The organism is Waddlia chondrophila WSU 86-1044 (assembly GCF_000092785.1).
Taxonomy (GTDB): Bacteria; Chlamydiota; Chlamydiia; order Chlamydiales; family Waddliaceae; genus Waddlia; species Waddlia chondrophila.
This window is the reverse complement of record NC_014226.1, coordinates 1-15,593: the sequence shown is the minus strand read 5'-3', so window position 1 is coordinate 15,593 and position 15,593 is coordinate 1. Positions and strand designations below refer to the sequence as shown.

At 37.6% G+C, this 15,593-nt stretch carries 22 protein-coding genes; 13 read left to right on the top strand and 9 right to left on the bottom strand.

What is annotated here, in order from left to right:
• The first annotated feature begins 35 nt into the window (after positions 1 to 35).
• The gene (locus WCW_RS09595) at positions 36 to 401 is read left to right on the top strand and encodes a hypothetical protein (protein WP_041941972.1); all 366 of its coding nucleotides are present in this window, start codon (positions 36 to 38) and stop codon (positions 399 to 401) included.
• Positions 402 to 513: 112 nt separating this feature from the next.
• On the opposite strand, the gene WCW_RS09590 is transcribed toward WCW_RS09595, so the two are convergent.
• The 3 genes from WCW_RS09590 to WCW_RS09580 all read right to left on the bottom strand — a co-directional run bounded on the left by WCW_RS09590 (position 514) and on the right by WCW_RS09580 (position 1,766).
• Complete coding sequence (locus tag WCW_RS09590; protein ID WP_013183024.1) at positions 514 to 879, bottom strand: type II toxin-antitoxin system PemK/MazF family toxin; 366 nt, start codon at positions 877 to 879, stop codon at positions 514 to 516.
• Entirely contained in the window at positions 860 to 1,105 is a 246-nt protein-coding gene (locus WCW_RS09585) for a hypothetical protein (RefSeq protein ID WP_013183023.1), read from the bottom strand. The genes WCW_RS09590 and WCW_RS09585 overlap by 20 nt, the downstream gene beginning before the upstream one ends.
• Before the next feature lie 94 nt (positions 1,106 to 1,199).
• Positions 1,200 to 1,766 carry a hypothetical protein gene (locus WCW_RS09580; RefSeq protein ID WP_041941971.1) on the bottom strand — a complete coding sequence of 189 codons (567 nt, stop codon included), beginning with the start codon at positions 1,764 to 1,766 and terminating at the stop codon, positions 1,200 to 1,202.
• Between the two features lie 273 nt (positions 1,767 to 2,039).
• Here WCW_RS09580 and WCW_RS09575 point away from each other — a divergent pair, with 273 nt between their 5' ends.
• The 10 genes from WCW_RS09575 (at position 2,040) to WCW_RS09530 (ending at position 10,481) form a co-directional block, all read left to right on the top strand.
• On the top strand, positions 2,040 to 2,696 hold the full coding sequence (locus tag WCW_RS09575; protein WP_013183021.1) for a ParA family protein: 657 nt from the start codon (positions 2,040 to 2,042) through the stop codon (positions 2,694 to 2,696).
• A 12-nt stretch (positions 2,697 to 2,708) separates the two neighbouring features.
• Complete coding sequence (locus WCW_RS09570) at positions 2,709 to 3,008, top strand: hypothetical protein (RefSeq protein WP_013183020.1); 300 nt, start codon at positions 2,709 to 2,711, stop codon at positions 3,006 to 3,008.
• A 64-nt stretch (positions 3,009 to 3,072) separates the two neighbouring features.
• The gene (locus WCW_RS09565; protein ID WP_162268183.1) at positions 3,073 to 3,993 is read left to right on the top strand and encodes a tyrosine-type recombinase/integrase; all 921 of its coding nucleotides are present in this window, start codon (positions 3,073 to 3,075) and stop codon (positions 3,991 to 3,993) included.
• 330 nt (positions 3,994 to 4,323) lie between these two features.
• Positions 4,324 to 4,617: a hypothetical protein gene (locus WCW_RS09560; RefSeq protein ID WP_013183018.1), complete on the top strand. Its 294-nt coding sequence runs from the start codon at positions 4,324 to 4,326 to the stop codon at positions 4,615 to 4,617.
• Positions 4,617 to 5,276, top strand: a complete 660-nt coding sequence (locus WCW_RS09555) for a helix-turn-helix domain-containing protein (RefSeq protein ID WP_013183017.1) — start codon at positions 4,617 to 4,619, stop codon at positions 5,274 to 5,276. The genes WCW_RS09560 and WCW_RS09555 overlap by 1 nt, the downstream gene beginning before the upstream one ends.
• On the top strand, positions 5,270 to 6,847 hold the full coding sequence (locus WCW_RS09840) for a DEAD/DEAH box helicase (RefSeq protein ID WP_013183016.1): 1,578 nt from the start codon (positions 5,270 to 5,272) through the stop codon (positions 6,845 to 6,847). Before WCW_RS09555 ends, WCW_RS09840 begins: the two co-directional genes overlap by 7 nt.
• A gap of 64 nt (positions 6,848 to 6,911) precedes the next feature.
• Positions 6,912 to 8,870 (top strand): DNA primase family protein, encoded by a 1,959-nt coding sequence (locus tag WCW_RS09545; RefSeq protein WP_143876416.1) that lies wholly within the window; start codon positions 6,912 to 6,914, stop codon positions 8,868 to 8,870.
• 422 nt (positions 8,871 to 9,292) lie between these two features.
• Positions 9,293 to 9,730, top strand: a complete 438-nt coding sequence (locus WCW_RS09540) for a DUF5681 domain-containing protein (protein WP_041941969.1) — start codon at positions 9,293 to 9,295, stop codon at positions 9,728 to 9,730.
• A complete protein-coding gene (locus WCW_RS09535) occupies positions 9,727 to 9,945 on the top strand; it encodes a hypothetical protein (RefSeq protein ID WP_013183012.1) in 219 nt (72 codons plus the stop codon). Before WCW_RS09540 ends, WCW_RS09535 begins: the two co-directional genes overlap by 4 nt.
• Positions 9,946 to 9,980: 35 nt before the next feature.
• On the top strand, positions 9,981 to 10,481 hold the full coding sequence (locus WCW_RS09530; RefSeq protein WP_041941968.1) for a hypothetical protein: 501 nt from the start codon (positions 9,981 to 9,983) through the stop codon (positions 10,479 to 10,481).
• Here the strand turns inward: WCW_RS09530 and WCW_RS09525 are convergent, their stop codons facing one another.
• Positions 10,482 to 11,372, bottom strand: a complete 891-nt coding sequence (locus WCW_RS09525; protein WP_013183010.1) for an ankyrin repeat domain-containing protein — start codon at positions 11,370 to 11,372, stop codon at positions 10,482 to 10,484.
• Between the two features lie 151 nt (positions 11,373 to 11,523).
• Between WCW_RS09525 and WCW_RS09520 the strand changes: the two genes are divergently transcribed.
• The gene (locus WCW_RS09520) at positions 11,524 to 11,760 is read left to right on the top strand and encodes a helix-turn-helix domain-containing protein (RefSeq protein WP_013183009.1); all 237 of its coding nucleotides are present in this window, start codon (positions 11,524 to 11,526) and stop codon (positions 11,758 to 11,760) included.
• Positions 11,761 to 11,794: 34 nt separating this feature from the next.
• On the opposite strand, the gene WCW_RS09515 is transcribed toward WCW_RS09520, so the two are convergent.
• Positions 11,795 to 12,160 carry a hypothetical protein gene (locus tag WCW_RS09515; protein WP_013183008.1) on the bottom strand — a complete coding sequence of 122 codons (366 nt, stop codon included), beginning with the start codon at positions 12,158 to 12,160 and terminating at the stop codon, positions 11,795 to 11,797.
• A gap of 18 nt (positions 12,161 to 12,178) precedes the next feature.
• Here WCW_RS09515 and WCW_RS09510 point away from each other — a divergent pair.
• Positions 12,179 to 12,909 (top strand): IS1 family transposase gene (locus tag WCW_RS09510; protein WP_227738806.1). Its coding sequence is split into 2 segments (ribosomal slippage): positions 12,179 to 12,668 and positions 12,668 to 12,909, totalling 732 coding nucleotides; the frame shifts between segments, so codons are not numbered across the junction.
• 2 nt (positions 12,910 to 12,911) lie between these two features.
• Here the strand turns inward: WCW_RS09510 and WCW_RS09505 are convergent.
• The 4 genes from WCW_RS09505 to WCW_RS09490 all read right to left on the bottom strand — a co-directional run bounded on the left by WCW_RS09505 (position 12,912) and on the right by WCW_RS09490 (position 15,184).
• On the bottom strand, positions 12,912 to 13,220 hold the full coding sequence (locus tag WCW_RS09505; RefSeq protein ID WP_041941967.1) for a hypothetical protein: 309 nt from the start codon (positions 13,218 to 13,220) through the stop codon (positions 12,912 to 12,914).
• Between the two features lie 269 nt (positions 13,221 to 13,489).
• Positions 13,490 to 13,819, bottom strand: a complete 330-nt coding sequence (locus WCW_RS09500; protein ID WP_013183007.1) for a hypothetical protein — start codon at positions 13,817 to 13,819, stop codon at positions 13,490 to 13,492.
• Positions 13,758 to 13,970, bottom strand: coding sequence for a type II toxin-antitoxin system RelE/ParE family toxin (locus WCW_RS10570; protein ID WP_420805051.1), 213 nt, complete (start codon positions 13,968 to 13,970; stop codon positions 13,758 to 13,760). The genes WCW_RS09500 and WCW_RS10570 overlap by 62 nt, the downstream gene beginning before the upstream one ends.
• Before the next feature lie 251 nt (positions 13,971 to 14,221).
• Positions 14,222 to 15,184, bottom strand: a complete 963-nt coding sequence (locus WCW_RS09490; RefSeq protein ID WP_143876415.1) for a tyrosine-type recombinase/integrase — start codon at positions 15,182 to 15,184, stop codon at positions 14,222 to 14,224.
• Between the last annotated feature and the right edge of the window lie 409 nt (positions 15,185 to 15,593).

Genomic DNA, 15,593 nt, shown 5'->3' with positions numbered 1-15,593 from the left:
AAAGGGTTTCAAAAAAACCTTGCGGAGTCCTTGAGATGAACCTGGAAAAAGGAATTAGTCGAATAGGTATTGTCTTTGGCGTTATATGCGGTTGCACTCTTATTTTCTTGGCTTGGAAAACAGACCTTTACTTCAATCTCCTTAGTCATTTCGACTTTAAATACGAAGAAAATCACACACACCTTTACAATACAGGAGAAATTGTAGAGATTAGCGGCTTTAAGATATTGCGCCAAATAAGAATTACAAATGAAGATGCTCCGAGTAAACTCATGCACATAGTTTTGCCAAAAGTAGGAACCGTTTTAGGCGTCAGTATTGCATTATTCTTGTCTGGATTTTATTTGATTAAAGGCGTTTTTGAAACAATCAATTGGGTGATAAGGGGATTCAGAGGCTAACGGTTAGATTGCTGATGTATTTTATAACAGAATAAAATGCGTATTTCCATAAATCATTATATACGAATTTCCGTAAATTCAAACTCGCTTAAAAAAATACAGAAAACGATCCCTAAATATCAATCCACAGAAGATCGTTCAACCATGAACCGACTTCTTTAAGCACGGTTGCAGACTGAACCTTGCCTAATCTTTTTACAAGTCTACTTTTGCTAATAGACCGAACTTGCTCGCATACAGCAAAACTAGGAAGGTTAACTCCACCTTCTGGTGGCTCAATCCGAATATGGGAAGGAATTTTCTTGTCCTTGCTTGTGATGGGGACAATGATAATAAGGCCTGACACTCCTTTGTTCATCAGGTTATTAGAGACGACAAGAGCAGGACGAACCTTCTTCCCAATCTCATTTCCCTTAACTGGGTCAGGATCAAAAAGCCAAACCTCACCTTGAAGCGGATTATTCTTCTTCAAAGCCATCGGCTATAGTTCCTTCTAATTCTTCACGATCTTTTAACTCTTCTTCCCATGCGGACTTGTCGGATTTAAGGGTTTGATACGCCTCATTCATTAGTCGCATTCTTTCATTTCTTCTATAAGTCTCCAAGGCATGTTCGATGACTTCAACCTTGGAGTAACCTGTTAGCGAAACCATCTCTTGAATGATCGAATCGCTACGCCTGGAGATCCTTGCTGTTTGTGCCATTTTAACACCTCATTTGTTACTTATTAGTATACATAATTGTATGCTTTTTCGTCAACAAGGTGTCGTTTTGATCTCAAACTGATGCGGTTTTTTTCTAGTATAACCGTTTTTTCAATGGTTTTACAGAATCGTAATAGAATTGTAATGTCTCCTCATCCATAAATTCGGACTCAATTTTTATAAGAAGATTAAACACAGGTTTCTTGATATCATCATACATAAAAGCTGTAGGTTCAAATTCGGAAAAAAGTTGAAAATATCCCACTTTAGAATTATCTAAATAGTCACCTTCAACTATTATTTTTGACCATGAACATTGTTTAATTTTCCAATTCAATAAAATTGTATTAGAACAGTTTGTATAGTTTTTTAAAATCCTCTCTAGGTGTGGATGAGGATTGTCTGTCCAGTTTTTTATGCGATGCATTGTGTGAAAAAAATCAAAAGAAACAGGATGATTCTTTGAACTTCCCTGAACAAACAAATTCCCATAATCATTTCCAATCAGACCGCTATTCTCCACAGAAACAACCTCACAAGACCACTCTTGATCGTCAGCAACAATGCCGAATATTTCTCCTATTGTGTAAACCTTATTGGCTGCAAATGAATGGGAAGATGCCAATACGAATATTGCTGATAAAACCAAAAACTTTCTCATATTAATACCACTTAAAAAGTTAAAACAGCTTCCAATTTTATATCATAAATCATTTAAATTCAATCGAATGAGTTTTTACTGAAATTCGCATATGCTAAATTCCGTATTTATGAATTTCCGTAAATACCAACATTCTAAAATCCGCACTTCACGAAGTTCGTATTTCCATATTTCGGTTTTCTGTTTTATCTTTTCGTGTTAATGTAAACGTAAAACCGAAATGTAAACATTTTCCGCATAGGATAAATATTTACACATGGATGAAGAGGGCTAATGAAAACGATAATCTCATGTTTGAACCTAAAAGGTGGCTGTGGAAAGTCTTCCACGATTGTAAACTTAGGAGGGGTCTTTTCAGAGAACAAGAAAAAACCACTTCTAATAGACCTAGACGAACAGCAATCCTCTACCCATTGGGCAAGGCAAGGCGGAGACAAGTTTCCCTTTCCTGTTATTCCCCTATCTATTGAAACAGCAGGAAAAGTTAAAAGCGAAATCGAACGGCTGGCGAACGAACACAAAGCAGACACAATCCTAATAGATACTCCACCACAGCTAGAAGATGATGCGCTTATTACAGCCTTGCTTTCAGACATTGTGTTAATCCCTGTATCTCCAAGCCCTCTCGATCTTTGGGCAGCCCAACAGGCTGTAAATACAATTAAAGATGCAAGAGAAGAAAGAGGGGGAAAGCTTCCCAAAGCCATTCTGATTCCTTCAAGAGTGATGAATAGAACCACGCTTGCAAAGGATATCAAAGGATCATTGAAAGCATTTGGAGAACCTATATCACCAGCAATTTCCTTAAGAGTGGCAATAGCAGAAGCTGCAATAGCAGGGCTTCCAATAGGACACTATGCACCGAACAGCCCTGGCCACAAAGAATTTACGAATTTATGGAAATTCGTAAATTCACAAATACGAAAATAAGGAAGTAACGAAATGAGTAAAAAGGCAAAGCTATCACAGCTACATAAAGAGCTAACAACCCTAAATAAGACAGAAAGCAAGGTTGAAGCAAAAACAGAAACAAGGAATGCCCAAAAAAAGACTTCAATTGGAGCCAATCCATTAAGGGGAGAGAGGGGGGACTTCCTCAAGGTCACAATAACCCTTCCGCCAGGAATGCTGGCAGACCTTAAAAGACTCGGACTAGAAAGAAAGCTGCAAGGAATGAAAGACACAGATGTTTCCAGCTTAATTAGAGAATCTCTGACAACTTTTCTAGAATCTCAGGAGTAAAATGTCTTCCAAAAGCTTAAAGTGCCTGGCAAAAGAAGCACAAGCCAGTGACTATACGTTTTCTATGGTTTTAGATCCTGTAAAGCCAGGAAAAGAGATGTCCACCAAAGACATAGGGCGGTTTCTTGAAGAGAACAAAAGCGGTTTCTGTTCCTCAGAATTATTGAAGTGTGTCCTGTTGAATATCCCCATTACAGTTGCTGTTAAGGAATGGTTGGCCACAATAGAAAATCCTGACACAAAAAGAAAATACAAGAAAGCAATGGAACGCATATTCGCACTAGAGCCGCTTAGTGACGTTACAAAAAGAAACTGTGCAATAACAACACTCGACAAGAATTGGTCTGGAGCAGTGGGAATATATAAGCTTATGGAAGAGATCGAAGCTCCTGAGTCCGCCATTAAGACTTGCCAAAGTGTTTTCTCTAGATTTTGTGATTTTATACGCATAGCAACTCTTGGAATTGTAGACCCAGAAGAGACTCCAAAGCAAAAAGAAGACTATTATGCGGTTTCAATTTTATACGAAAACACCGACTGGGAAGAGTTTATTTCAAGCATGAGGACTCCATTCAACCTGCTTGCAGAAATGACATTTCTTGCAGCAAAATCTTGCGAACTCCGACTTAGACTTGCAAACTCCAAGAAAAATATTCTCTCTCTTGATACTTCGCAGATAAACTTCCAAAATAACACTATTTCTTTCAAATCAGAACAGAGCTACCAGGTAACAGACATACTTGGTCATCCTCTTTGCATCCCTTTTACTGAAAGTTTTATGAAAAAACTTAAAGACTACATAGGGGAAAGAAAGGGGGTTGTCTTCCTATCCAAAAAAAACAAACCTTTGTTCGCAACGCAAGTGCAAAGGGAATTCAAAAAGGCTTCTAAAAACCTGCCAAATGAAATTACCCCTGTCATGCTGGGATGGGCTGGCGTTCTAGCCTACAAAGAAAAAAGCAAAAAAAAGTTTCCTTTCAAATAATTGTGTGCAAATAATCCCGTTAAAGTGTAAAAAGAAAGAATCAGCAATTTTTGCTTAGAAGTGCCCAACCTGAAAAAGGGGCTAAAAAGCGAAAGACTGAGCGAAGTTTCCCGACCCAGCTCAGTCCTAGCAAAACATAGAATGTGTTTGTATCCTTACAATATCAAGGTACACATACAAAAGCAAGCAATTTCGTGATTTCCGTATATACGGACTTCATGAAACTGTCTTTGCATATATTGTTAAGTCTCTAGCTTTCAATCCCATTATTTGGGTTGGCACTTCCATAAAAAAAGTAAATTAAACTTTTGAAAATGGAGGTTAAACCCAATGCTTGAAACATTATCTCAAGAACAAAACACACAAACCACAAGCCCAACAGAAGGCTTCATTGCGAAAATTCGGAAAATGCTGGATGCAATCCCTTCCGAATTTGTACAGCCCAAGCATTTGCATGAGTTAGGTTTTTTCGGCTCCCACAGCGCAGCCACTCACTTTGTCCAGGATGGCGGCATTCCCCACGTCAGAATCAGCCCCTATCGAATTCTAATACAGAAAGAGGACGTTTTGGCGTTCCTGAAAGAAAAGTACCGCCAAAAATCCAAAAAAGTAGGGGGGGAGTAATGAATAGCACAAAAGAAGACATTGAGCACTTCAAGAATCTCTATCCAATGCTTACACCTACGCAACAGAAGATATGGAACTATCTTCATTGGTTTTGCAGAAACTATCGAGTGGTGAAGCCGAGCCATAAGCATATCGCAGAGAAAGTGGGATGCCACAGAGACACTGTTATTCAAGCGATCAAGAAGTTTTCAGAGCTTGGCTGGCTAATGACTTTGAAGAAAGCTTGGCGGACATGTACCTATTTCATTTCCGAACATCTTCTTAGATTAGACCCAACCAAAAAGGATACCTTCAGAAGAGATCCTCCAAAGCCAGAAAATCCCCCAAATCCGACACAAGATCCGACAGTAAATCCGACACATATTAACTCATCTTCTAATTATAATCGGAACGTTAGGGACGACAACGTTCAACATACAGGAAATTATTCTGAAGAAGAACCAATTCCTTATGAAATCAGGAATCTTCCTGTCTCTCAAAAAGACAAAAGACTGCTTTCTAAATATGGTCTTCATGTACTTAGGCTGGCTATAGAAGACTTTGTGACCTACCAAAGGCTTTATCGGGTGAGAAATGTAGCAGCTTTCATCACTTCACGGTGTAAAGCTTATGTTCAAAAATTCCGAACCCAACCTAAAAGTGGTGTTGCATGTTAACTCTTCGGAAGTATCAAAGAGAATGCCTTGATGCTATTGCATCCAACTATAAAAATGGCAATTGCCGACAGCTCGTCTCGCTGCCGACAGCTTCTGGAAAAACAGTTGTTTTCGCCTCTTTGATTAAAGAATTTGAAGGGAAATCCCTTGTTTTAGCCCACACAAATGAACTTCTAGAACAGGCTAGAGAAAAAATCCAAATGATCGCTCCTAATTTGAGTGTTGGCTTAGTAAATGCCGACTCAAAAGAGTTTGATTTTCCTGTTATAGTCTCCTCAATCCAAAGTGCCAGACAACCTAATAACCTAGTTGAATTGCAAGCTCAAAATTTCAAACTTCTTGTTTATGACGAATGCCACCATGCCGCTTCTAAAACCTCCAGAAATATTTTAAATGCTCTTGGGTTTGGCTGCAAAACAGATCGCCTTCTTTGTGGGTTTACAGCCACAGCATTTAGGCAAGATGGAAAAGGATTGAAAGAGGTCTTTGATACGGTAGCCTATCAAAGGACAATCAAAGAAATGATTGAGGAAGGCTATCTCTGTCCACCAAAAGGGATTAAGGTCTCAACAGATATAGATCTTTCAAAAGTTAAAATGGGGGACGGCGATTTTCAAGCAGAATCCCTTGCTAAGGTCATGGATATCCCAGAAATCCGCCAGATTGTTTTTGATGCCTATCAGAAAGAAGGGGAAGGAAGGCAAACAATTTGCTTCGGAGTCAATATCCAACATGCCTACAACCTTTCCTGTTTGTTTAACTGTTGCGGAATCTCATCTGATACTATCCATGGTAGAATGTCCAAAAGCGAAAGGGAAAGTGTATTAAAAAGATACCGATCAGGACAAATACAGGTTCTTTGCAATTGCCAGGTATTGACTGAGGGGTTTGATGCCCCTGAGACCTCTTGCGTCATAGTGGCACGACCCACGCAATCCAAGGGGCTTTATCAGCAAATGGCAGGAAGAGGGCTTCGGCTTTACCCAAACAAAAGAGATTGCATCATAATAGATCTCTGCGCAAAGCATCACGGCCTTTGCAACACAGTTACGCTTTTAGAAGACTCCGAAAAAATAAATGAAGTTGAAAAATTGGAAAAATCAGACCAGCCAGGTCTTGTAGAATCTTTTCCAGCGAATCTCAATCAAAAACTTAAAGCTGCACTTATTAGATTTGATCCTTTAGGGCAAGAATTCACCTGGACTTGCAATGAAAGCAACATTTATGTCCTCAAAGGGGACAATATCCGTCTTGGTATTGTACCGATAAACAAGGATCGATACAGGGTAGTTTTAGCATCGGAAAAGGGAAGCCAGACAATATCGGACGATCTTAATTTCGAGTACAGCTTTGCAGTAGCAGAAGACTTTGCACGCTCTAATCGTGATGTTTTTATCGTTAGCGATAGAGAGGCTAAATGGAGAAATTTTCCAGCATCGGCAAAACAGATAGCTCTTATTCGTTCAAAAGGTTATCGGGCTGGCTTGGATAAACTAACCAGAGGTCAAGCAAGCGACATTATATCTAGCGGAACATTAAGAGGTGGAAGTGGCTGTTACGTTGAAAAATGACAAAGCCACCGACGCTGGAAGTCGATGGCTTAAGAACTTAACATCAAATATCAAGGACATTGATATGAATAATAATAACCTAAAAACAGAAGACAATCAAGAGGCAAAAGAAGAAATCAGTCTCGAAAAAAATGCCTTCAAGATTAAGTCAAAAGGCAAGTCGAAACTCAAATTTACTCCTTCGATAAAAAAGGAACTCAAAGATGTTATCGGTTGTCAATATGTGGACATTCTTAGTGCCTATGTCTGTCCTCTAGGATCAAAAACGGAAGTCTCAAACCTCCTTGAAAAAAACAAGATTAATGCAGATCTTGTCGAATTTCATAACCCTCTTCCAAAGAAATCAAAAAAAATAAATGGAATGGAAACACGTTTACATATCCTAGAAAAAGAGGTTCATAAAGAGGATATGGAACTCCTGGTAGAGGCTCACAAGATGAAGGATGAAGAAGGAAGGCATAAAAGCATTCAAGATTTTAAAGACCCTCCAAAAGAACCTGGAAAAGATGAAAAAAGCGGGGACTTGAGATATCGGATTGAATTAGACCTCCACGAAAGATTTAAAGCAAATGACGAAAAAAGAAAAGAAGCCGAGGAGTTGAGGAGGTATGTAGAACAACACGAAAAGGAAAAAACGGAAAATGAAAAGGTTCTGGAAAGACTAAACAAAAACGAAAGTGGAGACGCAGAGATTTTTGTTGAGTTGTTCGAAAAAAAATATCTATTTGATCCAACGGAAGGAAAAAATGGGGCTTTCTATTTGTGGGATGGATGCCAGTGGACTCTTGATATCCACAAAGAAAGATATAAAGATTTCGAAAAGGTGTCCGACACCTATCTAATTGCAACATCGGATGAGAGTATTGATGAAAGCGTCTCAAAAGAACTTTTCAAGAGATCACAGCAGCTTAGAACATCAAGAAGAAGAAGCAATGTTCTTGAAACAGTTTCGGCATATCTTTCATTTAAGCACTCCTGGGATTATTGCCCAAATAAATTGCCTTGTTCGAATGGAATCATAAACCTAAAAACAGGGGATTTAGAGACTGCACAAAGAGAAAACTACATAAAAAAAGTTTGTCCAACAAGCTATGAAAAGAATGCAAATTGTCCAAAATTTCTTAAATTCTTAGACGACATTACACTTGGTGACAAAGAACTTTCCTCATTCATCGGCCGTGTTATTGGATACGCTCTTTTAGGAGTGCCTAAAGAGGAGAAAATTTTCTATTTCTACGGAAACGGACGGAATGGAAAGGGAACGCTCATGCACGTAATACAGCACGTGTTAGGTGCTTTATCCAAAACATTCCCAAGCGAAATGCTTCTTAGCCAAAGGAATCCTCCTTCTTCAAGCAGTCCAAACCCAGAACTCGCCAACCTTGAAGGAGTTCGAATGGCTGTATTTAGTGAGATCAACGAAGGAAGAAAGATAGACTCTGCCAAGGTAAAAAACCTAAGTGGAAGGGATATTATTCCTTGTAGAAGGCTTTATTCGAATGTTGACCTCCAAATAACCCCTACACATACAATGATCCTTCAAACGAACTACAAACCCAAAGCCCCTTCCGAAGATAAAGCTCTTTGGTCTCGAAATATCTTAATTCCTTTCAAAGCAAGATTTGTAAAAGAGCCAAAAGACGGAGAAAACGAAAGGGAGATCAAAGAAAGTTTAAAAGATGAGCTACTTGAAGAAGCTAAAGGAATTCTTAAATGGATGGTGGATGGGTGTCTCGAATATCAAGAAATCGGATTAAAAGTCCCACAATCCGTCATAGATCAAACAGAAGGATACAGAAAAGAAAATGATGGAATCGGTTGCTTTCTAGAAGAGATGTGTTTTCAAGACCCTGCTGTTTCGACTCAAAAAAGCAAAATGGAAGCTGCTATCAAAAATTATTGCAAAGCAAACGAAATGAAAGAACCTACCAGAAACGAAATTTCCGACTATTTGAAAATTAGATTTAAGGAAGGAAGAAAAAGCCAAGGATCTTATTGGAAAGGAATCAAAATTGAAGATTAGTTTTTTTTGAGTTCCTGCACTTGCTACACAGCTCTTACACAGGTTTCTGCACTTTTCAAGTTATTGAAAACCAAGAATTTATATTATTTTGTGCAGGAAGTGTAGGAACTTTCACCAGTAAACTTAATAAAAAAACAATAAATAAGAAAAAGATAGAGAAAACAAAATGGTATAGGCAACAAATAGAGATAGTTTCTGCACTTCCTGCACTTTTTAGACCTATTTTGTTAAAATTAAACCGCTTAGTTAGTGTACGAACTGGTGTAGGAACTCGGAACTTGCTGTATAGTTGCTACACTTTTAAAGAAAATGGCAGAAAAAACCGTGAATTCTAGTGAAAATGGAGTTGCAATGAACAAATATGATGCAAATCTAATGAAGCCTCAGTTAAAGAACTGGATTTTCGGAAATGGAGAGTGATAATGCCTGAAAATGCAGGAAAAAAGCAGGGAAACACAAGGTTTCGAAAGGGACAATCAGGAAATCCCTGCGGAAAAGCCAAGGGAACAAAAAACAAAGCAACCTTGGCAGCTGAAGTGCTTTTGGAGGGAGAGTTAGAGGGAATTTGTCGAAGTCTCATTGCGCAAGCTAGAGAAGGAAATATCCAGGCAATAAAGCTTGTTCTTGATCGTGTTTTGCCACCAAAAAGGAATCCAACGGTCTCAATAGAGCTTCCCCAGCTTAAAAGCTCATCCGATGCTTTAGAAGCTATAACATCGATTACGCAGGCAGTCGGAAACGGAGAGATATCACCAGCAGAAGGGGAAACTCTGTCAAGGATTGTTGACGTGTACGTTAAAGCCTTAGAGGCTCATGATTTCGAAAACCGCCTCAACATATTAGAGGAAAAAGGTAAATGAACCGAACAAACAAAAACAGAATATCAAAGCTAGAGAGCGGCATCACTGAAGTCGGAAGGCATAAAAGTGCCCTGGTCATTTACGATCCCAATGTAGACTATGAGAAAGACCTGGCAAAAATTGATGCAGATGTCGTCTTGGCTCTTCCAGATAACGGAAGGAAAGATTTAAAGAACGGTGTTGTTATCGGGTCTTGCGTGGTTAGCTATTGCTGATAGATTTTGTTAAAAATAGAAAAAAGGATGGAACTATGAATATTCATGCGGAACTAAGTGCTTTTAATAATTTAAGATCTCAAACAGAAGAGTCAGCAGGTCAAATCCTCTGGATTGAATTCAAGATGAGATATCTTGCTGAAAGGTCTCAGAAAATCGTTTTTGAATTGGAAAAAATCACAGAATCGAAAAAGGAGGATCAAAAATACTACTGGAACTGCAAGTTAGATGATTTGTTGAAAGCGATAAGGATTGCATTCCACGATCAATTGAGCGAAAAAGAGACAGACAATCTTCAGCAATATCAAATGGTTAGAAATAGATTTTTGCATTCGAATTTTGTTGATGCCCTCAAAAAATTGAACCTGTCAACAGGAGGCAGGCAGATGTTAAGGAATGGCGAAAGAGTGCCTTTGGACAGGAGTGAAATAGGTGAATCCCTGAAAGCACTTCATACAAATCGGGGTGTAAGAGCGATTAGAGACTTAACAAATTCTGTAGAAGAGTTGCTTGATAGGCTTCTTAAAATTGAGTAATTAATACAAAACAGCACCATATTCTATCAAAGTATTGATGACGTCTGTTTTGTAATTTTGCTGTTCTACTGTATCAGCAGGCATTGTCAAAACAACTTTCAAAATTGGATCTTTCTTTCCCATAGCTATAGCATTTGGATTAGCACCCATTTCAAGTAGAAACCTGAGCATTGGAAGACCGTCAAGGTAATGCCCTATTTTCTTATGATGAAAAATAGCGGACATCAGCAAATCAATTTCATTGATATCAGCTCCAGCCTGAAGAAGAATATTTATTGCTTCAAAGTTTTTAGAACTGACAGCTTGATGTAATGCCCACCAGTTAGCGTTAGCACCCTCTTCAATCAGGCTTTGAACGATGTTCATGTGTCCAGCTCTGATAGCTGTAGCAAGAGGGGAGCCTTTTCTTTGGTTTATGTCGACCCTTCTATGAATAAATTCATAAAACAGGTCTTCAAGCCCCAAGAAGCATATATAGATGAATGAGCTCGACGAGTTTCCTGAGGGAGGAAGCCCACAGTTTAAAGGGACATAATTAACATTTATTCCTTTATCTAATATAGCCCAGACTAACTCTAACGCCTCTTCGCTCAATTTTGGGCGATTTTTTATAGGAGTGCTTAAATTAATTTTTCTGCACGTTCTGTGAAAAATTCTGTTAATAGGATTGAAGCCATCATCTACAGTGTTTACTTTTTCTGAATACTCGCAAATAATCAATGCTGTTTTGTAATCATCCATTTCAATTGCATAATTTAAAGGATGCCATCCCTTCTCGTTAGACATATACTCTTCAATTTTTTGGATTGTTTCGTAGTCAATTTGATTTGCTTTCAAATTTAATGTTAGAGACATAATGCCTATAGCAAAAATTAAAAATAACTTTTTCAATTTTTATCCTATTTAATTTACTAATTCAATTTTTTGAGTCAATGATAGAATAAAACAGAATAAAATGATACCCATAATCTTTATTTAGTGCTCATCGTCTGTGTAACTACACTATGAGAACTCTTAGCCTTGTGTATTTAAGGAGATACACATGAGCAAAGAGACACACAACAGAAAAAAAACACCAATCCGAAAGGCTTTTGGATTAAAGGTTCGGATGAGACGGTTTGAGATCGGGATTACTCAAGAGGAGTTGGCTGAAAAAGCAGACTTGCACCCAACCTATGTTGGTTCTGTTGAAAGAGGGGAAAGAAATATTGCCTTGGAAAACATCGTAGCCATAGCCAAGGGCTTGGGATGCTCACCAAAAGATTTAATGCCTGAATGAATGTTGATGAGAGAATTTATTGACTTAGATACTTTTATTCAACACTTTTTTTAAATTGACACTGAATCATTATATGTCCATGTAGGTCTATTAATTCCTTTTTTATCATGTTTTCTGTGTAATCACTTGTGTTTTGCTTTGCATCTGTAATTCTACCTTTTTCAACTGTAACCTCTATATCATAACTTTTTCTTAACGTATTAGAAAACGCCATCCATGTTATTTTACCAAAAAGATGTTTTTTTTCGATCTCTATAGAAACATCTCGTTGTAGATCTCGAAATATGTCATTGATGATAATATCTGTAAATTTTGTTTTTTCAGGTAGTCCTAAACATGTAATGCTCAAATCAAAATTCGTTTGACACTGATGGAAATTTAAAGTTTCATATTCAGCCATAACAGCTGGAGAAATGAAATGAACCCATCGTGCCCTAAATGCGAGTCAACCGCGGTAAAAAAGAATGGACATATCCACAATGGAAAACAAAATCATCGTTGCCTTGTTTGCGGCCGCCAATTTGTTCTAGACCCCCAACAAAAAATTATTACAGATCAAACTAAAAGTGAGGTCCGTCAAGCACTTCTGGAAAGAGTTTCTTTAGAAGGCATCTGTAGAATTTTCAGTGTGAGTATGCCCTGGTTATTGAGCTTTATACAACAGATAATTTATGAGTTGCCCGACGATTTAAACGCTACTGTGGTCAAGGATTATAAGGATTTTGAAGTGGCAATTATAGAGCTTGATGAACAGTGGAGTTATGTCGGAAATAAGAAAAATCAGCAATGGCTTTGGTTGGCGTTCCATTCGGCTAGCAGGCAGGTTTTGGCAATGCATGTAGGAAAAAGGGATAAGAGAGCTGCCGAAGCATTATTAGCAAAACTTCCTGAGGATTTAAAAAAAAAACCTTCTTTTACTCTGATAAGTTCTCTGTGTACTACGAAGTCCTTCCTTGGAAGCAACACCAGGCAGTCGGAAAAAATTCAGGAAAAACGAGTTACATTGAAAGATTTAACAACACCTTGAGGCAAAGATGTTCGAGGCTGGTTAGGAAAACCCTGTCATTTTCAAAAAAATTAGCCAACCATATTGGTATGATTCAGTATTTCATTTGTGATTACAACAAAAGGATGGCATTACTTGTTTAGGACTACCTTTTTTCATTTACATCTAAAAGGTGAAATAGAGGGGTTAACTCTATTGATAAAACAATTTTTGATGCACAGTTTCCGTTGTTAGCTTCAACGTAATTAACATAAGAAAGAGCTTTAGATAATTCATTATTTTTAGAATTTGATTTTCTGTATTTATTGTATTTTTCAAAATGTCGGTCATTAAATTTGTCTAATTTGTAATCAAAAACAGATAACGGTATAGATTTTTCTTTATAATCAATGATAGTTGCAAACACAAATGAAGATTTTATTAATAGAAATGTAATGAGAATAAATTTTTTCAAAATAAAACCTTTTTTGTTTTTTATAAAATTATACAGAAGTCATTTTGATTTTTCAATCATGTTTTTAAAATGGAAAAAATCTATTTTTTATTTAAAACTATGATGAGTTTAAATCTGTATATCTATAGACAGCTCTTGATATTTCGTATAATATTCTAAGCGACGAAGACTTGTTTCCGAGTTAAAAAATAAAACCCCTTCTCTTAGAAAATCATCAAAATTAGAACCGATGAAATGTGCGTGTCTTTTCACTTTTCCTCATCACTTGATTAGTGTGTAGAGGAATACATAATCTTCGCCAATGTTTTGATGGTAGGGTTTCGATGTTTTAATGCTGAATACATTGTGGATTTAGGGAGTTTTGTTTTGCGTCTCATTTTAGCTTTATTCATTGCCTCAAGATAAATTTCGATAACCTCCATAGCTCCTTCGGGATCATTGTTAAGCAGACATTCGAACACGGCCATTGAAATTTGCCTATCGTCTGTAAGATCTTTTAAAGGTTCGGCTTTGTGAAGTCCAGAGACCCTATCAAGATCAACTTTTGACAAGTTTTCTAAGTATGTTTGATGCTTGCTTGATGTCTTTATTTTGCCCATTTTTATTTCCTCCTAATAAGAGAATTACCTTGGATTCAGGGACTAGCACATAATAAATCCGCCTGCCATCATTGAATTTCAGCTCCCATAGATCCGCAGACTCTAGGTACTTATGGTGTCCGAAATATCCCTCATCTTCAATCTTTAGCATTCTAGACTGAATTTGTTTTTTTGATTTCAACGTTTGCGTTGCTAGCCATTCTAAGTACTCGTCGGTCTCATAAAGCTTATATCGATTCATTCTGTCTCTGTTCTTTAATTATATAGTACGATATATCGTACTTTTTTGCAAGAGGAAAACACAAGGCAGACGAAGCATTGGCAGAATTTCAATAAATAATTGATGTTTTGAGTTTGGTATTTCTATAGATAAGAATTTACGGAAATAATGATTTCCGTAAATTACATGACAAGGTTCACTCGCTTTGTAGGATTGTCCGCCCTTTCACTCTTATCATAAGCCCTTATCATCTCGCCACTGGAGTGTCCTGTGATTTTCATGATGTCAGAGTCTGAAAATCCCTGTTGCTTCAAATACGTTACAGCCGAAGCACGGAGAACGTGGGGAGTAACCTTAAATGGAATTTTAGCTGCTTTTCCTGCTCTCGCAAAATTTCGGGAAATTTGCGTTAACATAACGACGTTTCCTGTTGTAGTGATAAAAAGATAACCCTCCCCCTCTCCTAGAAGATCTTTTAATTGTTTCATTATGGATTCCGAATAGGTGATTATCGTTTGTTTGCTAACTCCCCTTGTTTTACTTTGGTGGAATGTGATTTCTCTTTTTTTCCAGTCTATTTGCTCGGAATGAAGAGATAAAACCTCTCGAATTCTTTTTCCTCCCTGTAGGGCTATTTTTCCAATCAGAGCATCTCGAATGTTTAGTTTTTCCAATTCTTCAAAAAAGGCTGTCCACTGCTGTAGATTCATTGCCTCAGTTACCACTTTTTCATGAACCCGAAAGAACGTTTTTTCATTCCCCTCTCTGCTTGGTGTAGCCTTGGAAAACATCCCTTTGAATCTTCTGCTTAAGTATCGAGTAAATGAAATGTACAAGGCTGCCCTAGCTTGCTTTGTTGTCTCTTTCAAGTCTGGCAATTGCTTGATCCTGTCGATTGCAGCATCGTGATTCACAAGGCTGAAAGATTGCAGAGAAATAAAGGGATTGATGATTCCTAACTCGGTTAGCTTGGATATGCCAGATTTGTAGTTTACCTTTGTCCTTTCGCTTAACGTTTCCAGCCATTCAACGATAATAGAATCCAAAGAGAGCATTTCCATTTTCTGCCACGCAATTTTATCTCTTAGAGATTTTGCTTGTGCCTGGCTCTCTATTTTGTGTTCTTGAACTACTTCTAAAGTCATGATCTTACCCAAGTGTGTTTATAACTAGCATTATAAACACATGATATCAAAATATACGAATTTCCGTAAATACCAATTTCCATATATTCGTAAATCATTAACTTGGTATATCCGAATTTGCGAAATTGCGTAAGTTCTGATAAAATGTTTCGGATGTAATCAAAAACTTAGCATGGAAGCAAGGCGTATGAGTGTTATAAGAGGGATCTTTCGATTCGTTTTAGTTATGGGAGCATCAATTTTTGCTCCCATGATTATATTTTCACTGGTGAATCTTTCGGGGGTCATTGAAATGATGGATGAAGGGCGAATTCCAAGCTTTATTACCTACCCGATAATAGGTGGTCTTAGCCTATTTTTACCCTCTATAATATTAAGGATCGTGTTCAAATCGATTACCTGGATTAAG

Bases quoted from the DNA above. Each gene is read 5' to 3' on its own strand.
- WCW_RS09595 (WP_041941972.1), top strand. From the start codon at position 36: ATGAACCTGGAAAAAGGAATTAGTCGAATAGGTATTGTCTTTGGCGTT.
- WCW_RS09540 (WP_041941969.1), top strand. From the start codon at position 9,293: ATGCCTGAAAATGCAGGAAAAAAGCAGGGAAACACAAGGTTTCGAAAG.
- WCW_RS09590 (WP_013183024.1), bottom strand. From the start codon at position 879: ATGGCTTTGAAGAAGAATAATCCGCTTCAAGGTGAGGTTTGGCTTTTT.
- WCW_RS09570 (WP_013183020.1), top strand. From the start codon at position 2,709: ATGAGTAAAAAGGCAAAGCTATCACAGCTACATAAAGAGCTAACAACC.
- WCW_RS09490 (WP_143876415.1), bottom strand. From the start codon at position 15,184: ATGACTTTAGAAGTAGTTCAAGAACACAAAATAGAGAGCCAGGCACAA.
- WCW_RS09520 (WP_013183009.1), top strand. From the start codon at position 11,524: ATGAGCAAAGAGACACACAACAGAAAAAAAACACCAATCCGAAAGGCT.
- WCW_RS09530 (WP_041941968.1), top strand. From the start codon at position 9,981: ATGAATATTCATGCGGAACTAAGTGCTTTTAATAATTTAAGATCTCAA.
- WCW_RS09585 (WP_013183023.1), bottom strand. From the start codon at position 1,105: ATGGCACAAACAGCAAGGATCTCCAGGCGTAGCGATTCGATCATTCAA.
- WCW_RS09575 (WP_013183021.1), top strand. From the start codon at position 2,040: ATGAAAACGATAATCTCATGTTTGAACCTAAAAGGTGGCTGTGGAAAG.
- WCW_RS09535 (WP_013183012.1), top strand. From the start codon at position 9,727: ATGAACCGAACAAACAAAAACAGAATATCAAAGCTAGAGAGCGGCATC.
- WCW_RS09515 (WP_013183008.1), bottom strand. From the start codon at position 12,160: ATGGCTGAATATGAAACTTTAAATTTCCATCAGTGTCAAACGAATTTT.
- WCW_RS09580 (WP_041941971.1), bottom strand. From the start codon at position 1,766: ATGAGAAAGTTTTTGGTTTTATCAGCAATATTCGTATTGGCATCTTCC.
- WCW_RS09555 (WP_013183017.1), top strand. From the start codon at position 4,617: ATGAATAGCACAAAAGAAGACATTGAGCACTTCAAGAATCTCTATCCA.
- WCW_RS09560 (WP_013183018.1), top strand. From the start codon at position 4,324: ATGCTTGAAACATTATCTCAAGAACAAAACACACAAACCACAAGCCCA.
- WCW_RS09840 (WP_013183016.1), top strand. From the start codon at position 5,270: ATGTTAACTCTTCGGAAGTATCAAAGAGAATGCCTTGATGCTATTGCA.
- WCW_RS10570 (WP_420805051.1), bottom strand. From the start codon at position 13,970: ATGCTAAAGATTGAAGATGAGGGATATTTCGGACACCATAAGTACCTA.
- WCW_RS09565 (WP_162268183.1), top strand. From the start codon at position 3,073: ATGGTTTTAGATCCTGTAAAGCCAGGAAAAGAGATGTCCACCAAAGAC.
- WCW_RS09500 (WP_013183007.1), bottom strand. From the start codon at position 13,819: ATGGGCAAAATAAAGACATCAAGCAAGCATCAAACATACTTAGAAAAC.
- WCW_RS09545 (WP_143876416.1), top strand. From the start codon at position 6,912: ATGAATAATAATAACCTAAAAACAGAAGACAATCAAGAGGCAAAAGAA.